The 17753-nt window shown below is 71.5% G+C and carries 16 protein-coding genes and 1 pseudogene; 9 read left to right on the top strand and 8 right to left on the bottom strand.

Annotated elements, in window-relative coordinates; genetic code table 11:
- Positions 1–11 precede the first annotated feature (11 nt).
- A complete protein-coding gene (locus AB0E67_RS08240) occupies positions 12–908 on the top strand; it encodes a metallophosphoesterase (RefSeq protein ID WP_362022564.1) in 897 nt (298 codons plus the stop codon).
- Here the strand turns inward: AB0E67_RS08240 and AB0E67_RS08235 are convergent.
- Positions 886–1251 (bottom strand): VOC family protein, encoded by a 366-nt coding sequence (locus AB0E67_RS08235; protein ID WP_351628652.1) that lies wholly within the window; start codon positions 1249–1251, stop codon positions 886–888. The two genes, AB0E67_RS08240 and AB0E67_RS08235, sit on opposite strands and share 23 nt — an antisense overlap.
- Positions 1252–1579: 328 nt before the next feature.
- Positions 1580–2239 carry a ScbR family autoregulator-binding transcription factor gene (locus tag AB0E67_RS08230; RefSeq protein WP_362022560.1) on the bottom strand — a complete coding sequence of 220 codons (660 nt, stop codon included), beginning with the start codon at positions 2237–2239 and terminating at the stop codon, positions 1580–1582.
- A gap of 129 nt (positions 2240–2368) precedes the next feature.
- On the opposite strand from AB0E67_RS08230, the gene AB0E67_RS08225 reads away from it, so the two are divergent.
- Positions 2369–3403 carry a ScbA/BarX family gamma-butyrolactone biosynthesis protein gene (locus tag AB0E67_RS08225; protein WP_362022557.1) on the top strand — a complete coding sequence of 345 codons (1035 nt, stop codon included), beginning with the start codon at positions 2369–2371 and terminating at the stop codon, positions 3401–3403.
- A gap of 26 nt (positions 3404–3429) precedes the next feature.
- The gene (locus AB0E67_RS08220) at positions 3430–4389 is read left to right on the top strand and encodes an NAD-dependent epimerase/dehydratase family protein (protein ID WP_362022554.1); all 960 of its coding nucleotides are present in this window, start codon (positions 3430–3432) and stop codon (positions 4387–4389) included.
- Positions 4390–4514: 125 nt separating this feature from the next.
- On the opposite strand, the gene AB0E67_RS08215 is transcribed toward AB0E67_RS08220, so the two are convergent.
- Together AB0E67_RS08215 and AB0E67_RS08210 are read right to left on the bottom strand one after the other, a co-directional pair.
- On the bottom strand, positions 4515–5393 hold the full coding sequence (locus AB0E67_RS08215; RefSeq protein ID WP_362022551.1) for a PhzF family phenazine biosynthesis isomerase: 879 nt from the start codon (positions 5391–5393) through the stop codon (positions 4515–4517).
- A gap of 81 nt (positions 5394–5474) precedes the next feature.
- Positions 5475–5714: pseudogene (locus tag AB0E67_RS08210) on the bottom strand (lamin tail domain-containing protein); the annotation flags it as partial.
- A 1092-nt stretch (positions 5715–6806) separates the two neighbouring features.
- Here AB0E67_RS08210 and AB0E67_RS08205 point away from each other — a divergent pair.
- The 3 genes from AB0E67_RS08205 to AB0E67_RS08195 are packed head-to-tail and all read left to right on the top strand — an operon-like array spanning position 6807 to position 8488.
- A complete protein-coding gene (locus tag AB0E67_RS08205) occupies positions 6807–7067 on the top strand; it encodes a hypothetical protein (RefSeq protein ID WP_362023572.1) in 261 nt (86 codons plus the stop codon).
- On the top strand, positions 7039–7566 hold the full coding sequence (locus tag AB0E67_RS08200) for a DUF6879 family protein (RefSeq protein ID WP_362022549.1): 528 nt from the start codon (positions 7039–7041) through the stop codon (positions 7564–7566). Before AB0E67_RS08205 ends, AB0E67_RS08200 begins: the two co-directional genes overlap by 29 nt.
- 22 nt (positions 7567–7588) lie before the next feature.
- On the top strand, positions 7589–8488 hold the full coding sequence (locus tag AB0E67_RS08195) for a helix-turn-helix transcriptional regulator (protein WP_362022546.1): 900 nt from the start codon (positions 7589–7591) through the stop codon (positions 8486–8488).
- Between the two features lie 413 nt (positions 8489–8901).
- On the opposite strand, the gene AB0E67_RS08190 is transcribed toward AB0E67_RS08195, so the two are convergent.
- Together AB0E67_RS08190 and AB0E67_RS08185 are read right to left on the bottom strand one after the other, a co-directional pair.
- Complete coding sequence (locus AB0E67_RS08190) at positions 8902–9342, bottom strand: hypothetical protein (protein WP_362022544.1); 441 nt, start codon at positions 9340–9342, stop codon at positions 8902–8904.
- 39 nt (positions 9343–9381) lie between these two features.
- Positions 9382–10164: an SDR family oxidoreductase gene (locus AB0E67_RS08185; protein ID WP_362022541.1), complete on the bottom strand. Its 783-nt coding sequence runs from the start codon at positions 10162–10164 to the stop codon at positions 9382–9384.
- Between the two features lie 342 nt (positions 10165–10506).
- Between AB0E67_RS08185 and AB0E67_RS08180 the strand changes: the two genes are divergently transcribed.
- A complete protein-coding gene (locus AB0E67_RS08180) occupies positions 10507–12135 on the top strand; it encodes an alkaline phosphatase D family protein (protein ID WP_362022538.1) in 1629 nt (542 codons plus the stop codon).
- Positions 12136–12269: 134 nt separating this feature from the next.
- Here AB0E67_RS08180 and AB0E67_RS08175 read toward each other — a convergent pair whose 3' ends face one another.
- Positions 12270–13319 (bottom strand): Gfo/Idh/MocA family oxidoreductase, encoded by a 1050-nt coding sequence (locus AB0E67_RS08175; RefSeq protein WP_362023569.1) that lies wholly within the window; start codon positions 13317–13319, stop codon positions 12270–12272.
- A gap of 78 nt (positions 13320–13397) precedes the next feature.
- On the opposite strand from AB0E67_RS08175, the gene AB0E67_RS08170 reads away from it, so the two are divergent.
- Complete coding sequence (locus AB0E67_RS08170; RefSeq protein ID WP_362022535.1) at positions 13398–14732, top strand: multidrug effflux MFS transporter; 1335 nt, start codon at positions 13398–13400, stop codon at positions 14730–14732.
- A gap of 230 nt (positions 14733–14962) precedes the next feature.
- Here AB0E67_RS08170 and AB0E67_RS08165 read toward each other — a convergent pair whose 3' ends face one another.
- Entirely contained in the window at positions 14963–16270 is a 1308-nt protein-coding gene (locus tag AB0E67_RS08165) for a hypothetical protein (protein ID WP_362022532.1), read from the bottom strand.
- 378 nt (positions 16271–16648) lie between these two features.
- Here AB0E67_RS08165 and AB0E67_RS08160 point away from each other — a divergent pair, with 378 nt between their 5' ends.
- The gene (locus tag AB0E67_RS08160) at positions 16649–17659 is read left to right on the top strand and encodes a small ribosomal subunit Rsm22 family protein (protein WP_362022529.1); all 1011 of its coding nucleotides are present in this window, start codon (positions 16649–16651) and stop codon (positions 17657–17659) included.
- Positions 17660–17753 lie beyond the last annotated feature (94 nt).

Here is a 17753-nt window from a genome sequence, read left to right as displayed (position 1 = left end):
AAGGTTCGCACGTGTCCGATCACGCCTCCGGAAGCCGCGGTTCCCTGTTCGCGGTGAGCGACCTGCACATCGGGATCGCGGACAACCGCCCCCTCACCGAGTCCCTGCGGCCGGCATCGGACGAGGACTGGCTGATCGTCGCCGGTGATGTCGCGGAACGCGCCGAGGACGTGGAGTGGGCGCTGCGGCTGCTCGCGGGACGGTTCTCCCGGGTGCTGTGGACCCCCGGCAACCACGAACTGTGGACGGTCAACCGCGACCCGCTCCAGTTGCGGGGGCGGGAGCGGTACGAGCACCTGGTCGAGGTGTGCCGGAGCATCGGGGTGTCGACGCCGCAGGCCCCCTACCCGCTGTGGCCGGGCCCCGGGGGGCCGGTGGCCGTGGCGCCCGTGTTCCTGCTGTACGACTACAGCTTCCGGGCGCCGGGGACCTCGACCAAGGCGGAGTCGTTGGCGTACGCGCACGAGACCGGCGTGGTGTGCACCGACGAGTACCTGCTCCATCCCGACCCGTACCCGGGCCGGGACGACTGGTGCCGGGCCCGGGTGGCGGAGACGGAACGGCGGCTCGCCGCGCACGATCCGGCGATCCCGCTGGTCATCGCCGGTCACTGGCCGCTGGTGCGGGATCCCATGAACGTACTGAAGTACCCCGAGTTCGCGCAGTGGTGCGGCACCGAGCTCACCGCCGACTGGCACCGGCGGTTCAACGTCGCGGCCGTGGTCTACGGCCATCTGCACATCCCGCGCACGACCTGGTACGACGGGGTCCGCTTCGAGGAGGTGTCCATCGGATACCCGAGGGAATGGCGCGAGCGCGGTCACCCCAAGGGACTGCTGCGGCGGATCCTCCCGTACGACGGCGCCCCGGTGGCCCGGCCCCCGCTCAGCGGTGGCCCAGCACGTTGACCACACGGCCGTTGGGGTCGCGGACGAAGAAGCGGCGTACGCCCCAGTCCTCGTCGCGCAACGGGTACACGATCTCCGCGCCGTTCTCCTTCATGGCCGTGTACGCCGCGTCCACGTCGTCCACCTCCACGCTCAGATCCGGTGTGACCGGCGCGGTCGCGTCGGCCGCCACGATGCTGATCTGGGCCGACGGGTGGGCGGGGGAGGCGAGTGTCATGATCCAGCCGTGGTTCATGACCTCCTGGAGGCCCAACCGGCCGTAGAACTCGGCGTTCCGCTCCATCGCGGGCCCCGGGGCGACCGCGGTCGTCCGGATGTTGGGGACGATCCGGCGGATGGACATCGGCGTCTCCTGTCCCGGGCCCGTCGGGGGCCCGTCTCGGGATCCGCACCTTCCCGCGGAGCCGAGGGAACGACGGAGCGTCGGATCGGCAAACCGGCGGATCGGCGGCGTCGGACCGTCGGATCGGCGGGCGGGTGCGGACGGGCGGTGTGGACCGGTCCGGATAACGGACCGGTCGGTCGGTCAGCCTCTCCAGTCTTGCCCTCCGGCGCCCCGTGTGCCACCGAACAGGCCGACATCGCCCCCGTGGTGTACGGAATTTCACGCCATGGGCCGGGCGGTCCGGTCGCGTCGGCCGGGTCGTAGCGGCCCGGACGGGGGGCGTCCCTCAATCGGCCGCGCCGGCCTGGCTGGGCACCGCTTCGAGGGCCTCGGAAAGCCGCTCGCCGCGGTCCTCGGCCATGTCGAGCGTGGTCAGTACCGCCGGTGTCGAAATGCTCGGCAGTACGAAGTGCAGAAGTACCGAAATTCGATGCCCCAAATCCTCCCGCTTGCAAAGGGCTTGGGACATCACTTGAATACCGGAGAAGGAACCGGCGAGCATTTCCGCGGTCTCGCGCGGGTCGACGTGCGGCAGCAGTTCGCCCTGATCCTTCGCCGCGTTCAGCAGGTGTTCCAGCCTGTCTATCCAGGCGCGGAACGGGGTGCCCCGGTCGAGTCCCTCCACCGCCTGGTCCATGGCCAGCCCGACGCTGGCGCGCACCAGCGGCTCGTGGCGGAGCCGGTAGGCGAGCAACATGCCCTGGTCGACGAGCTCCTGAAGCTTTGTCAGCTGGGGCAGCGGACTGCTGTCCAGCTGCACGTCCATCACCCCGAGTGCCAGGTCTTCCTTCGAGGAGAAGTGGAAGTAAAGTGCGCCTTTGGTGACTCCGGCCCGGGCGAGGATCTCACTGATGGTGGCGCTGCTGTAGCCGCGTTCATCAAATACGGCGGCGGCCGCCACCAGGATCGACCGTCGAGTCTGGATCGCGCGCGCCTGCTGTGCCATCAGCTACAAGTCTCTCTCCGCCGTGGCGTGGTCAGCACCAAGTGTGGCTGGATAGGAAAACCGGACTGTCAGTATCTTACTGCGGAGGCCGTCGGCCCTCCCGGTATGGATCCTCTGGGAGGAAGATTCATGGTTCAGCTCACCTCGCACAGCGCCTCGGTCCGCACCGAGGGCGTCGGGGCCCGCGAAACCACTGGAGTGCCGGACGCCGACGGAGCGGCACCCGGGCGCAGGCAGGTGGACGCGGGCCTGCTGGGGCGTTTCGTCCACCGGTACGACCCGCAGGACATCTTCCCCACCGGCTGGACCCCGCAGACCCGAACCCAGTTCTCGGTATCGGCCCGCTGGCCGCGCGCCCACCGGTTCTTCGCACCCGTGGGGGGCCGTCACCAGGACCCGCTGCTGATCGCGGAGACCATGCGCCAGGCGACGATGCTCCTGGGACACGCGGAGTTCGGGGTCCCGGACGGGGACCAGTTCGTGATGTGGGAGCTGTCGTATGTCTCCGAGCCCGGCAGGCTGCTGCTGGGGAACGAGCCCTGGGACATCACCGTGGACGTCACCTGCTCCCGCGTCAGGCGTCTGCGCCAGAGCATCGGATCCATGCACGTCGAACTGCTCCTGCATCGCCTGGGCACCGTCCTCGCCCGGGGCGGCGGGCGCATCAGCTGCACGTCCGCCAAGGCGTACGGCAAGCTGCGGGGCGACCGCAGACATGTCGTGGGCGCCCCGATACCCCTGCTGCCCGCCGTCTCCCCGGCCGAGGTGGGCAGGGTGGACGAGCGCGATGTCGTCCTGGCGCCCGCGGCACGGAGAAACGCTTGGCGGTTGCGGCTCGACACCGGGCACCCCACCCTGTTCGCCCGGCCCAACGATCACGTGCCGGGCATTCTGCTGTTGGAGGCGGCCCGTCAGGCGGCCGTCGCCGCCACTCCCGGCCACGACTTCCTCCCGCTGTCGGTGCGGACCGACTTCCTCCGGTACGTGGAGCTCGACCGCCCCTGCTGGATCGAGGCGCGGCGCCTCCCGGTCGACGACGCGGCGGTGACCCGGGTGCACGTCACGGCGACCCAGGACGACCGCGCGGCCTTCGCCTGCACCCTCGAATCACCCGTCCAGGGCTCGCGGTACCGCGCCGCCGTGCCCCGGGGCAGGCAGTCGTGACACCTCGCGGATCCGGGACCGCTCGCGTGCTCGTCACCGGTGCCACCGGCTTCATCGGAGGCCATGTGGTGGCCGCCGCACGCGCGGTTCCCGGCCTCCGGCTGCGGCTGATGACCCACCGGACCGCTCTGGCCCCGTCCATCGGCGCGGACACCGGGCCCGGGACCGGGGTGGAGACGGTGCACGGGGATCTCGGCGCCCCGGAGACGCTGCGCGGCAGCTGCGAGGGGGTCGACGCGGTGATCCACTGCGCCTCCGCGATCGGCGGTGACGAACCGACCGCCCGGTCCGTTAATGATGAAGGAACTCGGGCTCTGGTCGACGAGGCCGTCCGCTGCGGGGTCCCCCGCGTCGTCCAGCTGAGTACGGCGTCCGTCTACGGGCGGGGCCCGTTCACCCGGCTCCGGCCCGGTGGCGCCGAGCCCGCCCCCGCGTCCGCGACCAGTCTGACCCGTGCTGCCGCCGAGCGGCACGTCCTCGCGGCCGACGGCGTCGTCGTGCGCCCGCACATCGTCTACGGGACCGGGGACCGGTGGGCCGTGCCCGGACTGGTCGCGCTGCTCGGGCGACTCTCCGCCGTTCCGGCCGGATGCGGGGCGCGGCACTCGATGATCGAGGCGGGGGCCTTGGGGCGGGCGCTGCTGGGAGCGGCCCTGTCCCCGAACGGGCCGACCGGGATCTATCACGTCAACCACCCTGAACCGGTGAGCTGTTCACGACTGCTGTCCACGGTCGTGGACGAACTGCGGCTGCCCTGGGGGGCCGAGGGGATCGACGTGGCGGAGGCCCGGGAGCGGCTCGCCGACGTCCCGTACGCGCTGCACCATCTCGGCATGCTCGTCGTGGACCACTGGTTCACCGACGAGCGGGTCGGCCGGGACTTCGACTGGGAGCCCGGAGAGGGCTTCACGGCCGCGTTCGCCCGGCATGCCCCCTGGTACCGGCGGCACCTGGAAACCGTGCGGCGGTCGGCCCCCGGACGGTGAGGGCGGGGGTCCGACGACCGGAGGGGCCCCGGAGGCGGGGGCGGGACTCCGGGCTGTGGTGGCCGGGGCCCGTGGGCCGATGCCCGGGGCTGGACGGCGGTGGCGTCGTGGCTCGTGGAGCGTCGTCAGTCCGGGATGCGGGTGCCCGTTCCGCCGACCCTGACCCGGGCGTCGCCCGCGTGGAGTTCCACGGTGAGCGTGCCGGGGCGGCCCATGTCCTCCCCCTGGTGGAGCGTCAGAGTGGCGGTGTCCGGGACGAGGCCCAGCGTGCGGGCGTAGGCGCCGAACGCGGCCGCCGCAGCGCCCGTGGCGGGGTCCTCGACCACGCCGCCGACCGGGAACGGGTCGCGGACGTGGAAGACGGTGGGCGATGCCCGCCACACCAGTTGCAGGGTGGCCAGGTCGAGCCGGTGCATCAGGGCTTCGAGGCGCGCGAAGTCGTAGTCGAGGTCGGCGAGACGCTCCCGGGTCGCGGCGGCCAGCACCAGATGACGGGCGCCCGCGTAGGAGATCCGGGGCGGCAGGGCCGGGTCGAGGTCGGCGGCCGGCCAGCGCAGGGCGGCGAGCGCTTCCGTCAGGTCGTCCGGCGCGATGTCCGTGATGTACGGCTCGACGCTGGTGAGCGTGGCGCGGAGTTCGGTGCCCTCCTGGGCGACGGTGACCGGGACCGCCCCCGCGACGGTGTGGAACACCAGATCTCCGGGGCCGTCGCGCTCGGCCAGTGCGAGGGCCGTCGCGACGGTGGCATGGCCGCAGAACGGGATCTCGGCCTTCGGGCTGAAGTAGCGGATCGTGTACCCCCGGGCGGCCGACGGCCGCGCGTCCGGTGATTCCGCGCCCGTGAGGAAGGCGGATTCGCTGTAGCCCAGCTCGGCCGCGAGGGCGAGCATCGCCGCGTCGTCGAGGCCGGATGCGTCCAGGACCACCCCCGCCGGATTGCCGCCCGCCGGATCGGCGGAGAAAGCGGTGTAGCGCAGGACCCTGGTACCTGAATTCTGGCTCATGCCGCAGATCAACCGCGCCGCCGCCCGGGGCATTCCCCGCCGGCGCGACGGCGGGGCGGCCCCGGGCAGCGGTCGTCCGGCTCAGTGGCAGTTCTTGACGCCCTTGCCGGTCTTCGACCAGGAGCAGGAGTCCTGGAGCTTGCCGTTCGGCTTGATCAGCCGCGCCTTGTCGCCGGTGTTGTTCCAGACGTACGAGCCGCGGTTCCAGTAGACGTGGCCGGAGCCGTTCTTGCCCTTGCCGGTGTGGACCTTGACGGTCTTGCCCGCGCCGATGGTGTAGCTGCCGAAGGTGTACGTGTACCCGGTGTTGTCGTACATCTCCTGTAAAACCCCTACCGGCTGAGCTGCAAAAACGCGCGAAAGGGCCCCGCAGGCGCAACCTGCGGGGCCCCACGCGCGGCGACGACCAGCGACCTACTCTGCTCGCCCGCACTTCCCCGTCGCCGGGTTCGCGTACGGGCAGAGGGTCGCCATGCCGAGATTGATCACCGCTTGGCGGTGCACAGGACAGGTCCGACGGGGCCAGCGACGATCCGCCTCCCACTCGGACTGATCGATTTCGCGACGGATACTGGTGACGCTCCTGTGATCCGGCAGCATGGGGATGTCCCTACTCGTTGGGCGGCGGGGTGGGCGGGTCGTCGTCCGGCTTCGGCACAGGCGGCCACGTGTCCATGGTGAGCATCACCGCGTCACCTCTCTGCTCGGGTGATTGATTCGGTCGACCTCGGTCACTTGCGCCCGCCGTCACGGCGGGATTTGCCACCGGCGCCCTCACGCGAACTCGCAGCGTGTGGGCGCCGGGTTCTGGACCCGCTCCGGTGCATGACGGCCCCCACCGGGCCCGGAGCGGGAGTTCTACGGGGTCTGCCCCGCGAGGTCGGCGCAGCAAGGCCCGGTCAATACCTCGGCGTCGAGGATGTGGACACCGAGCCGGTCAGGGATGACGCCGACGCGGACCGTGCCGGTGGTCAGGAGCCGCCCGCACTAGACGCAGGCGCGGCCGTTGGCCTGGTCCCACGTCAGCGACCCCGGGTCCGGGAGCGGTCGCCCGGTCACGACTGCTCGCCGTACGGGCGGAGCCCCCGTTGTTCGCGGCACGGCTTGCACGCGTACAGCGCCACCGGGGGCCCGGACGACCGTTTCCCGTACTTGATCAGTACCGCCGTTTCAGACGAGCCCACGTGCCAGTGACACCAGCGTGACTCTTCCGCGTTGACGGCCGCGGCCGGCCGGGTTCCCGACTCCATGCCGATGACCGTAGAAGCGGGCCGCGCACCACCGCGAGCGATGTTCACGAATGTTCGCAGCGTCATTTCGACGCCTGCGACTGGTCTTTCGTGCCCTTGACTCGCGCCCTGCATCGGAGAAAGGTGTGAACATCCTTGTACACCGGGGACGTTGGAGGTCCACGTGTCTTTACGGTTCATCGGCATCGATCCGAACACTGGGCAAGGCGAGAGCCCGACCGTGTGGGTCGACGAGAGCAGAGGCGAACTTGTCATTCAGGGGTGGAAGCCTGACGCGTCGACGGAGGCTGAGTGCGCCCGCTTCGAGGTGGCGGGGCACGCTGTCGGTATCCCGGACAACGAGCAGGTAGTACGGGTGCCGGTCCGCATGGTGTCGATCCTGAAGGAGGCGTGTGATGTCGCAGAGCGTGCCCAGCTTCGCTGAGCTGCTGGACGGCGCCCGCGAGTCGGCCGTCCATCTGGAGATGCGCGACGTGTACGGCGTCGCTTCCGAGGCCGGTACGGTCGCCCGCTGGCGGGAAACCGGGGAGGTTGACACCGATCCTGACTCACCGTACTGGACACCATGGACCAGTCTCATCCGCCGTACCGTCGCCCGCGGCGTCGTCGTGCGCCGGGCCCGGATCGTGTCCGAGCCGGTCAGCGAGTACATCCGGTACGAGCACGCGGGCACGGTCGTGAACGTTGCTGCTGGCGAAGAAGTGCGGTGGCTTCCCCGCCGCCAGGCATCGGACATCGCGCTTCCGGGCAACGACTTCTGGCTCATCGACAGCCGGCTGATCAGGTGGAACCACTTCACCGGGGGCGGCGCGTCGGCGCCGGGAGAGATCAGCACGGCTCCGGACGCGGCGCGGCTGTGCGCCGCGGCGTTCGAGGCGGTATGGTCCCGGGCCGTCCCGCACAGCGACTTCAAGCTCGACTAGATGAAGGGTTCCGCCGCACCACATGCCCGCTTCCCCGTCATCCTCGGCCCAAGCTGCCCGTGAGCGCGTCGCGCGGCGCCTGCGTGACCTACGGGCCGATGCCGGCCTGACGGGGAAGGAACTGGCCTCACGGTGCGACTGGACCCACCCGAAGACCTCCCGGATAGAGAACGCCCGCACTCCACCGACGCCGGACGATATCCGCCGGTGGTGTCACGCTTGCGGCGCGGAGGACCAAGCCGCGGACATCATCGCTCAGTCCCGGGACGCTGAGTCCGCGTACATGGAGTGGCGGCGGCAGATGCGTGCCGGTCTCAAGCGGCTACAGACCAGCTACGTGGACCTGTACCAGGCTACTGAGCTGTTCCGGGTCTACTCGCCCACGCTCGTGCCCGGCCTGCTCCAGACGGAGGGCTACGCCCATGCGGTGCTGTCCCACGTAGCCGAACTGCTCGACGTGCCCAACGACGCGGACCAGGCCGCGGCAGCCCGGATGGAGCGGTCCCGGATCGTGCACGAAGCGGGACACCGGTTCGTGATGGTGATCGAAGAGAGCGTGCTCTACTACCAACTCGGCGACGTCGACGCCATGGCCGCGCAGCTCGGCTATCTCCTCACGGCTGGTGCCCTGCCGTCGGTTTCGTTCGGCATCATTCCCCACACGAGGCGGGAACGCGGGTTGTGGCCGCAAGAGCTGTTCCACGTGTACGACGACAGGTTGGTGTCCGTGGAGTTGATGTCGGCACGCGTGCGGATATCGCAGCCGTCGGATGTCGCCCTCTACGTGCGAGCTTTCGAGCAGCTTCGGGGTATGGCGGTGTACGGCGCCGAGGCGCGGGCCCTCATCGTGAAGGCAATCGACGCGCTGGACGGATTCGGTCCTGCGGGGAGGCGGCACCCGGACGCGGGTGACGACAGCTGACCCCAGACGCACGAAACCGCCCCTCCCGGGCGGGGCCGGCGCAGGTCTGCCCGGCGCTGGGCCGCGAAAGGGGCGGTAGGTCCAGTCGGTGCCGCGCCGGAGGGCGCCGTTGCGGCGTATCCCCTGCTTGTTCCCGGTCGGGTTGGTTCCGTGACGCCAGCGCTTGTAGGTTCGACGGTTGATGCCGAGGATCCGGCAGGCCTCGGTGTTGCTCACGCCCTGACGCATGAGCAGGAAGTGTGCCTCCCGCTCAAGCGTCAGTTTCTTCGAGCCCTGCGGCTTCCGGCTCTCGCGGATCTTGAAGTCCGTCGCACCCCTTGAGCTGGGGTGTTGTGACGAGCGCTAGAACCTGAGAAGCCGGGCAGGGGGCGGGATGGTGAGGTGGCCTTCCGGCGTCTCACGCAGGCGGCGGGCTACCGCCAGGAGCGGGCCAGATCGCCCAGATCGGGATTGCTGTCGTAGGCGTCCACACCTGCGATCGGCTCGCTGCATTTGTGGAGCCTGAAGAAATTCCGATCGAAGTCGGTGTTGTTCACGACGGAGCGTGCGGTACCCCCTGGAACGTCACCGCATTCGTCTGGGTCGGCGGGATTCGTCTTGTTCGTCTGAGTCTGGGCGGCTTGCCATAGGGCCACGGCGAGGCTGATCACGCCCACCAGGGCGGCAAGGGACGGCAGCGGCCACCGGGCGCGCTCAAGGTCGGCAATCCGCTGATCGTTGCGTTTCTGCCGCTCGGTGTCCCCCCGTTCGAGCGCATCGAGGCGGGCGTCGTGCGCGTTGAGCCGGCCGGTGGTCGGGAAGTTCCTCGCCTTCCCGGGTGCACGGTCGCATGGGGGAGCCGCCCGCGACGGCATCGGCATCCGTTGCGTCGCCGGCCGCGCCCGGTCGCTCCGTCAGCCGCGTCCGATGTACGGCATCGCCGTCGCCATGACCGTCGCGAACTGCATGTTCGCCTCCAGCGGCAGCTCCGCCATGTGGAGCACCGTCCGCGCCGCGTCCCGGGCCGCCATCACCGGTTCCACCGCGAGTTCGCCGTTCGCCTGGAGGGTGCCGGTCCGCATCCGTTCCGTCATGTCCGTGGCCGCGTTGCCGATGTCGATCTGCCCGCACGCGATCCGGTACGGACGGCCGTCCAGCGAGAGCGACTTCGTCAGGCCCGTCATGGCGTGCTTGGTCGTGGTGTAGGCGATCGAGTGCGGGCGCGGCGCGTGCGCGGAGACCGAGCCGTTGTTGATGATCCGGCCGCCCTGCGGGTCCTGGTCCTTCATCTGCCGGTACGCCGCCTGCGCGCACAGGAACGCGCCCGTCACGTTCACGTCCACCACCGCGCGCCAGTCCGCCACCGAGAGGTCCTCGACCGGGACCGCTCCCGGCCCGAAGGTTCCGGCGTTGTTGAAGAGCAGATCCAGGCGGCCGAAGCACTCCCGTACCGAGGAGAAGAGGGCGTCCACGTCCTCGGGGCACGACACGTCGGCGGGAACGGTGATCACCCGGGCGTCCTCCCCGGCCAGCGCGGCGGTCTCGGCGAGCGGGTCCGGTCGCCGGCCCGCGAGCGCCACCGACCAGCCCGCGCCGGTCAGCGCGAGGGCCACCGCGCGGCCGATCCCGGAACCGGCGCCGGTCACCACCGCCGTCCTCGGGGCGCGATGCGTGGAATTCGGCGTGCTGTCGTCCATGGCGCCGCAGCGTACGCCCTCGTGCCCCGAGGGCCGCGCCTCGACGCCGACCGGTCGGGGCCGACGTCTGGTACGACCGGTACGGCGAACCCGCCGCCGTACCGGTCGGCCCCGGCGGTCCCACGACTGGTCAAGAACGGTTATGGGGCGACGGGTTCGCCGTACGGGCGGTCGCTTGCGCGTAGATCGTGCCCCTCGATGCGTATGCGCACTTTGCCCCGTGAATCCATTCCCGTCGTGTTCCTCATCCGCCGGACGTCCCAACGACGCGAGCACGACAACAGCTCGACGGGCTGGACCGGTGCACTGTGCCGAGCACACCACCAGCCAGGGGAGGGACAGATGACGCACTCATCGCACCCACAGGAAATGCGGGACGCCGCCCGGCACTTCGGCCGCCGCCGCTTCCTCACCGTCACGGGTGCCGCCGCCGCGCTCGCGTTCTCGGTGAACCTGCCCGCCGCGGGCACCGCGAGCGCCGCCGAACTGGACGCGCGGAAGCTCAAGGAGGATCCGTTCACCCTCGGCGTCGCCTCCGGCGACCCGCTGCCCACCTCGGTCCTGCTGTGGACGCGGCTCGCCCCCCGACCGTACGAGGCCGACAGCGGACTGCCCCGGGCCCGGGTCCAGGTGGGCTGGGAGCTCGCCCGCGACGCCCGCTTCTCGCGCATCGTCCGGCGCGGCAGGGCCACCGCCCACCCGGAGTTCGACCACAGCGTCCACGTCGAGGTCAAGGGCCTCGAATCCGACCGCGTCCTCTACTACCGCTTCCGCGCCGGGAGCTGGACCAGCCCCGTCGGCCGCACCCGCACCGCGCCCGCCCGGGGCGCCCGCAACAGCTCGCTGCGCCTCGCCGCCGTCTCCTGCCAGGCGTACCACGACGGCTACTTCACCGCGTACAGGCACCTCGCCGACGAGGACGTCTCCGCCGTCTTCCACCTCGGCGACTACCTCTACGAGTACGCCGTCACCGCGACCGGCGGCGCCCGCAACTACACCGACCGCACGCTGCCCGCCCACTTCAACCGCGAGACGATCACGCTGGAGGACTACCGGCTGCGGTACGGCCTCTACAAGTCCGACCCCGACCTGCGCGCCGCGCACGCCGCACACCCCTTCGTCGTCACCTGGGACGACCACGAGACCGAGAACAACTACGCGGGCGGCACCCCCGAGAACGACGTGCCGCCGGAGGAGTTCCTGCTGCGCCGTGCCGCCGCCTACCGCGCGTACTGGGAGAACCAGCCGCTGCGCCTCCCGCAGCGCCCCACCGGACCGGACATGAGGCTCTACCGGCGCCTGCACTTCGGCACTCTCGCCCAGTTCGACATCCTCGACACCCGCCAGTACCGCAGCGACCAGGCGTACGGCGACGGCTGGCAGAAGCCCGGACCGGAGTCCGAGGACCCCTCGCGCACCATGACCGGCGCCACCCAGGAGCGCTGGCTGCTGGACGGCTGGCGCGCCTCGAAGGCCACCTGGAACGTCCTTCCGCAACAGGTCGTCATGGCCCGGCGCAAGGACGTCCCCACCGACGCCTTCAAGCTGTCGATGGACGCGTGGGACGGCTACCCCGCCTCCCGGGCGCGGATCCTGAACGGGGCCGAGGCCGCCCGGATCGAGAACCTGATGGTGCTCACCGGCGACGTGCACGTGAACTACGGCTTCGACCTGAAGAGGGACTTCGACGACCCCTCGTCCCGCACCCTCGGCACCGAGATCGTCGCCACCTCCATCACCAGCGGCAAGAACGGCTCGGACAGACCCGCCAGTTGGGACAACCTGATGCGCGCCAACCCGCATCTGAAGTTCTTCAACGGCAGGCGCGGATACGCGCTCGTCACCCTGGGCCACGAGCGGGCGCGTGCCGACTACCGCACGGTGTCGGCCGTCACCACGCCCGGCGCGCCCGTGACGACCGCCGGATCCTTCGTCACGGAGGTCGGGAAGCAGGGGCTCACGCCCGCCTGAGGACTGTCTTCGCACCGCCGTCGTCCGGCCGGAGGCGGTGCGACGACAGGGCCCGCACCGGCACGCGGTGGCGGGCGCCCGGCCGTCGTGGCGCGGACGCCGGAGGGGACCGGACGCGCCGGAGGGGACGTCGGTCAGCCGGCGTCGTCGGCGGGGTAGCGGACGCCGACGCGGTCACGTATCGCGTCGAGCGTCCGCATCACCGCGAGCGAGCCGTCCAACGGCACGAGCGGCGACTCCGTCTCGCCCGCCCGCAGCGCCCGCATCACCTCCGTCTGCTCGAACTGGAGCCCGCGCAGACGCCCGCCCGCCGTGTCGGGTGCGCCCGCCGCACTCGCAGGATCCGCCCGACCCGCCGGACCCATGGTGAACTCCTCCGGTTCGCGCCCCTCGCGGTGCAGTACGAACCGTTCCGGGTAGAAGAAGCCGCGTGGGAAGTCGATGCGCCCCTTCGTACCGGTGACCGAGGCGGTCAGCGGGGTGTCCGCGACGATCGAACAGTTCAGCAGCGCCGATGCCCCCGCCTCCTCCCAGCCCAGCAGAATCGCCGTGTTCAGGTCGACGCCCTCCTCGGAGAGCAGCGCGTCGGCCCGCACCCGGTCCGGTTCGCCCAGCAGCAGATGCGCGAACGACACCGGATAGACACCGAGGTCCAGCAGCGCGCCGCCGCCCAGCGCCGGGTCGCGCAGCCGGTGCCCGGGCCCGAAGGGCCCCGCGAGCCCGAAGTCGGCCTGGACCACCCGGACATCACCGATGGCCCCGTCCCGCACCAGTTCCGTCATGCGCCGGACCAGTGGGTTGCAGTACGTCCACATGGCCTCCATCAGGAACAGGCCGCGGTCCCGCGCGAGCTGCACCAGCTCACCGGCCTCCCGCGCGTTCAGCGTGAACGCCTTCTCGCACAGCACGTGCTTCCCGGCCTCCTGGCAGAGCGCCGCCGCCTCCCGGTGCGCCGAGTGCGGGGTCGCGACGTACACCACGTCGACGTCCTCGTCGGCGGCGAGCGCGGCCCAGCTCCCGTGCGCCCGGGGTATCCCGAACCGCCGCGCGAACGCCTCCGCCGAGGCCTCCGTACGGGAGCCCACGGCCACCACCTCCGCGCCCGGCAGCCCCCGCAGATCCTCGGTGAACGCCGCCGCGATACCGCCCGTCGCCAGTACGCCCCAGCGCACGACCTCGCCCATGCCCGTCATGCCCGCTCTCCCCCTGAAAGGTCTCGACCAGTGTGGCCGAGCTGAGAGCATAGATGCAGATTCAACGACATGGAGATGACAATGGCGGAGAGCGGAGCCCGGCAGGGCAACGCGCACATACCGGCCGTCAGGGGGCGCGGCCGGTCCCACGACGAGACCATGCCCCCCGGCGCGCAGTCAGGGAGACCGGTCGCGGCCGAGGCGGCCCGTCGCGCCGGATTGCTCGTCACCCTGGTGCTCGGCGGTCTCACCGCGCTGCCGCCGCTCTCCATGGACATGTACCTGCCGGCGCTGCCCGCGGTCACCGAGTCCCTGCACGCCCCCGCCGCGACCGTCCAGCTCACGCTCACCGCCTGCCTCGCCGGCATGGCGCTCGGGCAGATCGTCGTCGGGCCGATGAGCGACCGCTGGGGGAGGCGCGGGCCGCTGCTCCTCGGCATGACGGTCTACGTCGTCGCGACCGTGATCTGCGTCTTCGCCCCCACCGCGGAACTCCTCATCGGCTTCCGCCTCATCCAGGGGCTGGCCGGCGCGGCGGGCATCGTCATCGCCCGTGCCGTGGTGCGCGACCTGTACGACGGCGTGGAGATGGCCAGGTTCTTCTCCACCCTGATGCTGATCTCGGGCGTCGCCCCCGTCGTCGCCCCGCTGATCGGCGGGCAGGTGCTGCGGTTCACCGACTGGCGGGGCATCTTCGCCGTCCTCGCCGTCGTCGGCCTGCTGCTCACCCTGGTCGTCTGGAAGTGGCTGCACGAGACGCTGCCGCCGGGCGACCGGCACACCGGTGGCTTCGGCGACGCGCTGCGCACCATGCGCGGGCTGCTCGCCGACCGGGTCTTCGCCGGTTACATGATCGCGGGCAGTCTGGCCTTCGCCGCCCTCTTCTCGTACGTGAGCGCCTCGCCGTTCGTCGTGCAGGAGATCTACGGGGCGTCGCCGCAGACGTTCAGCCTGCTCTTCGGGATCAACTCGGTCGGCCTGGTCGTGGTCGGCCAGATCAACGGCAAGCTGCTGGTCGGACGGGTCAGCCTGGACAAGGCGCTCGCCTTCGGCCTCTCGGTCATCGTGCTGGCCGCGGCCGCGCTGCTGGTCATGACGTCCGGGATCGCCGGGAGGGTGGGCCTGGTCCCGATCGCGACCGCGCTCTTCGTGCTGATGTCGGCGATGGGGCTCGCGATGCCGAACACCAACGCGCAGGCGCTGATGCGGACGAAGCACGCGGCCGGGTCCGCCTCCGCGCTGCTCGGCACGTCGTCGTTCCTGGTCGGCGCCGTCGCCTCGCCGCTCGTCGGGATCGCGGGCGAGGACACGGCCGTTCCGATGGCGGTCGTGCAGCTGGTGTGCGGGCTGGGCGCGATGGCCTGCTTCCTGGGCATGTGCCGCCCCTGGCAGCGGGCGTCGTAGCCCGACCCGGCAGGGCCGGGCCACGTGGTCCGCGCACCGGCCCGCGCAGGGCCGTACCGCCCAGCCCGGACCCGTACGGCCCGGCCCGGGAGGGGCTCCCGGCCCCCTGCGGAACGGACCTGTCAGAACAACTTGGTGCGCGGAACCGGCTCCGCCCCGCCCGGATGTCCGTACGGACCCGTTCCGTACGGACATCCGGGCGGGGCGGAGCCGTGGCAGGCCCGTACGGCTCAGCGCGTGCCCGGGTAGCCGATCAGATGCGGGCGGTCCTTCTCGTCGGTCCAGCGGAACAGTCCCACACCGTCCGACGTCACCGCGCCCGGAACCCGCACGTTCGACGGCAGGGCGCCCGTGGAGCCGCTCCTGACCGCGACCGCGACGGGGGCGCCGCCACCGGCCAGCACGTCCCCCGCGTTGCGCGCGCTCGCCGCGCCGTACGCGATGCCCTCGTCGTTCACCGACACCAGGGTCAGCGGTTTCGAGCCGTCCGTGCCCTCGAAGCAGAAGCCCCGGTGCGTCACCAGGTCGAAGGCGAGCGGCCCCGCCACCACGGAACCGGCCGAGGGCGCGGCGACGAGCTGCGGGTACTGGCCCGGCTTGATCGCGGGCTTGCTGCACTCCACCGAGGCGAGCGCCTTGCCCGTCTCCAGGTCGTGCACCGTCCACAGGTCGTGCGTGGCGGCGCGCTTCGCGCCCTTCGCGAGCTGCCACTTCGCCAGCAGCAGACCCCGGATCACCGACGTGGGGATCCCGCTGCGGCGGTCGGTGCCCTTGGGCGCGACATCGCGGCTGAACCAGCCGTCCTGCACCCAGAACTCCTTGGAACCGCTGACCAGCAGGCCCTTCTGTGCCAGCCCGCGCACCTCCGTGAGCTGCTTGCAGGAGGGGCAGTCCTTCGGATACTTCAGCCGCGCGGCGGTGACCTGCGACACCCGGCCGGTCGCCGGGTCGACCACCGCGCTGTTCGTCCGGCCGTCGCTGATGAGGATGCCGGGGCCGGTGGAGGAGACCGTCGGGACGGTGCTCCACGGCACCTCGACGCGCCTCCGGGAGCCGTCCTGCGCGTTGTAGACGTCCATCGAGACGATCGTGTCGGCAGGGGTCAGCGCGTTCTCGCCGACCTTTCCGTACGACCACGTCACGAAGTACTCCCGGTCGTCCACGGTGGCCGTCAGGAGCCTCGGGAAGCGCTGCGGGGACGGCGGACGCCAGCTCTCCCCGTGCCAGCCGGACTGCCCGGTCTTCGAGTCGATGGTCCGCAGCTGGAACTTGGTGTCCGAGACCCGCACGAGATAGGCGAGACGGCCCGTCTCCCGGGAGATCGCATAGTCGGGCGAGGTACCGACCAGCTCCCAGCCGTGCTCCGTCTCGAACGCGGAGGGGACGGTGAGCTGCGTCACCGGTGTCGCGCTCGTCTTGACCTGTTTCTCCGCCTTGTCGGGCTTCTTCCCGCCGCTGCCGCACGTGGCCAGCAGAAGCAGCATGGCAAGCACGAGCACTCCGCCGACCAGAACCAGGCGCACGATCTTCTGTCTCATGGTGTCCCTCGATGGGCAATCCCGACCTCGCGGCCGTCAGACTAGCAACACGCGTAGCGTTCGCGGCAGTTCGCGAGTACCGCTGTTCTCCGCCGTTTCCGGGCCGTAGGCCCTGCCTTCCCGGGCCGTAGGCCCTGTCGTCACACCGCCGCCCGCCGTGCGACGCCCGGCACTTCCCCGGGCTCCCGGCTCCGCTCGCGAGCAGGGGAGCCCCCATCGCTCGCGGCGCCGTCGGAGCCGTTCTCGTACGTCCGGTACGAGGACGGCTCCGACATCTCGCGCGCACGCACCGGATGCCGCACGGCCGGCCCCCGGCCGAACGACGGCAGCGTGACGGCAGGGCCCGGCCGGTTCGTCACCTCCGCCTACAATTCGCCGGTGAACGCCACCCTCTCCACCGCGGAAGCCCTGCGCGCCGCACTGGCCGGACTGCTCGACGGACTGCCGCCCAAGCGGGCCGCCCAGGCCGTCGACCGGCTCATCGCCAACTACCGGGGGAACACCCCCACCCACGCCCCGGTGCTCCGTGACCGCTCCGACGTGGCCGCCTACGCCGCGTACCGGATGCCCGCGACCTTCGAGGCGGTACGGTCCGCCCTCGACGCGCTCCGGGCGGCGGCCCCGGACTGGGCGCCCGCCACGCACACCGACGTCGGCGGCGGCACCGGAGCGGCGAGCTGGGCGGTGGCCGGGACCTGGGACGACGCACGGACGACCGTGCTGGACTGGGCGGAACCCGCCCTCGACCTCGGCCGTGAGCTGGCCGTCGCCTCCGGCATCCCCGCGCTGCGCGCCGCCGAGTGGCGCCGGGAGCGGATCGGCGCGGACCTCGAACTCGCCCCCACCGACCTCGTCACCGTCTCCTACGTGCTCAACGAGCTGACGGCACCGGTCCGGGCCGCCCTCGTCGACTCCGCCGCCGCGGCGGCGCGGGCGGTCGTGGTCGTCGAGCCGGGCACCCCCGACGGGTACGCCCGGATCATTGAGGCCCGGGACCGGCTGATCGCCGCCGGGCTGACGGTTGCCGCGCCCTGCCCGCACAGCGACGCCTGCCCCATGGAGCCGGGCACCGACTGGTGCCACTTCTCGGCCCGGGTCAGCCGCTCCTCGCTGCACCGGCAGGTCAAGGGCGGCTCGCTGCCGTACGAGGACGAGAAGTTCAGCTACGTCGTCGCGACCCGGTTCGAGACGGCGCCCGCCCCGGCGCGCGTCGTCCGCAGGCCGCAGATCCGCAAGGGACAGGTGCTGCTGGACCTGTGCACCCGTGACGAGGCGCTGCGTCGGGCCACGGTCACCAAGCGGCACGGCGGGCTGTACCGGGCCGCCCGGGACACGGCGTGGGGCGACGCGTGGCCGCCGGACCGACCGGACGACGGACAGGACGACTGAGAGCCGCGCGGACGACGGGCGGCGGACGGGGCGGCCGGGGGTGCGTGGGCGACGGGTGGCGGACGGCCGGAACCTCCGGTCGTCCGCCACCCGC

The organism is Streptomyces sp. NPDC032161, from assembly GCF_040636995.1.
Classification (GTDB): Bacteria; Actinomycetota; Actinomycetes; order Streptomycetales; family Streptomycetaceae; genus Streptomyces.
The sequence above is the reverse complement of the archived record's forward strand: the minus strand, read 5'-3'. Positions and strand labels throughout refer to the sequence as shown.

What these genes read in the sequence shown, in the direction of transcription:
- AB0E67_RS08235 (WP_351628652.1), bottom strand. Translation starts at nt 1,251, where the DNA reads ATGTCCATCCGCCGGATCGTCCCCAACATCCGGACGACCGCGGTCGCC.
- AB0E67_RS08230 (WP_362022560.1), bottom strand. Translation starts at nt 2,239, where the DNA reads ATGGCACAGCAGGCGCGCGCGATCCAGACTCGACGGTCGATCCTGGTG.
- AB0E67_RS08225 (WP_362022557.1), top strand. Translation starts at nt 2,369, where the DNA reads ATGGTTCAGCTCACCTCGCACAGCGCCTCGGTCCGCACCGAGGGCGTC.
- AB0E67_RS08215 (WP_362022551.1), bottom strand. Translation starts at nt 5,393, where the DNA reads ATGAGCCAGAATTCAGGTACCAGGGTCCTGCGCTACACCGCTTTCTCC.
- AB0E67_RS08200 (WP_362022549.1), top strand. Translation starts at nt 7,039, where the DNA reads ATGTCGCAGAGCGTGCCCAGCTTCGCTGAGCTGCTGGACGGCGCCCGC.
- AB0E67_RS08195 (WP_362022546.1), top strand. Translation starts at nt 7,589, where the DNA reads ATGCCCGCTTCCCCGTCATCCTCGGCCCAAGCTGCCCGTGAGCGCGTC.
- AB0E67_RS08190 (WP_362022544.1), bottom strand. Translation starts at nt 9,342, where the DNA reads ATGCCGTCGCGGGCGGCTCCCCCATGCGACCGTGCACCCGGGAAGGCG.
- AB0E67_RS08185 (WP_362022541.1), bottom strand. Translation starts at nt 10,164, where the DNA reads ATGGACGACAGCACGCCGAATTCCACGCATCGCGCCCCGAGGACGGCG.
- AB0E67_RS08180 (WP_362022538.1), top strand. Translation starts at nt 10,507, where the DNA reads ATGACGCACTCATCGCACCCACAGGAAATGCGGGACGCCGCCCGGCAC.
- AB0E67_RS08175 (WP_362023569.1), bottom strand. Translation starts at nt 13,319, where the DNA reads ATGGGCGAGGTCGTGCGCTGGGGCGTACTGGCGACGGGCGGTATCGCG.
- AB0E67_RS08170 (WP_362022535.1), top strand. Translation starts at nt 13,398, where the DNA reads ATGGAGATGACAATGGCGGAGAGCGGAGCCCGGCAGGGCAACGCGCAC.
- AB0E67_RS08165 (WP_362022532.1), bottom strand. Translation starts at nt 16,270, where the DNA reads ATGAGACAGAAGATCGTGCGCCTGGTTCTGGTCGGCGGAGTGCTCGTG.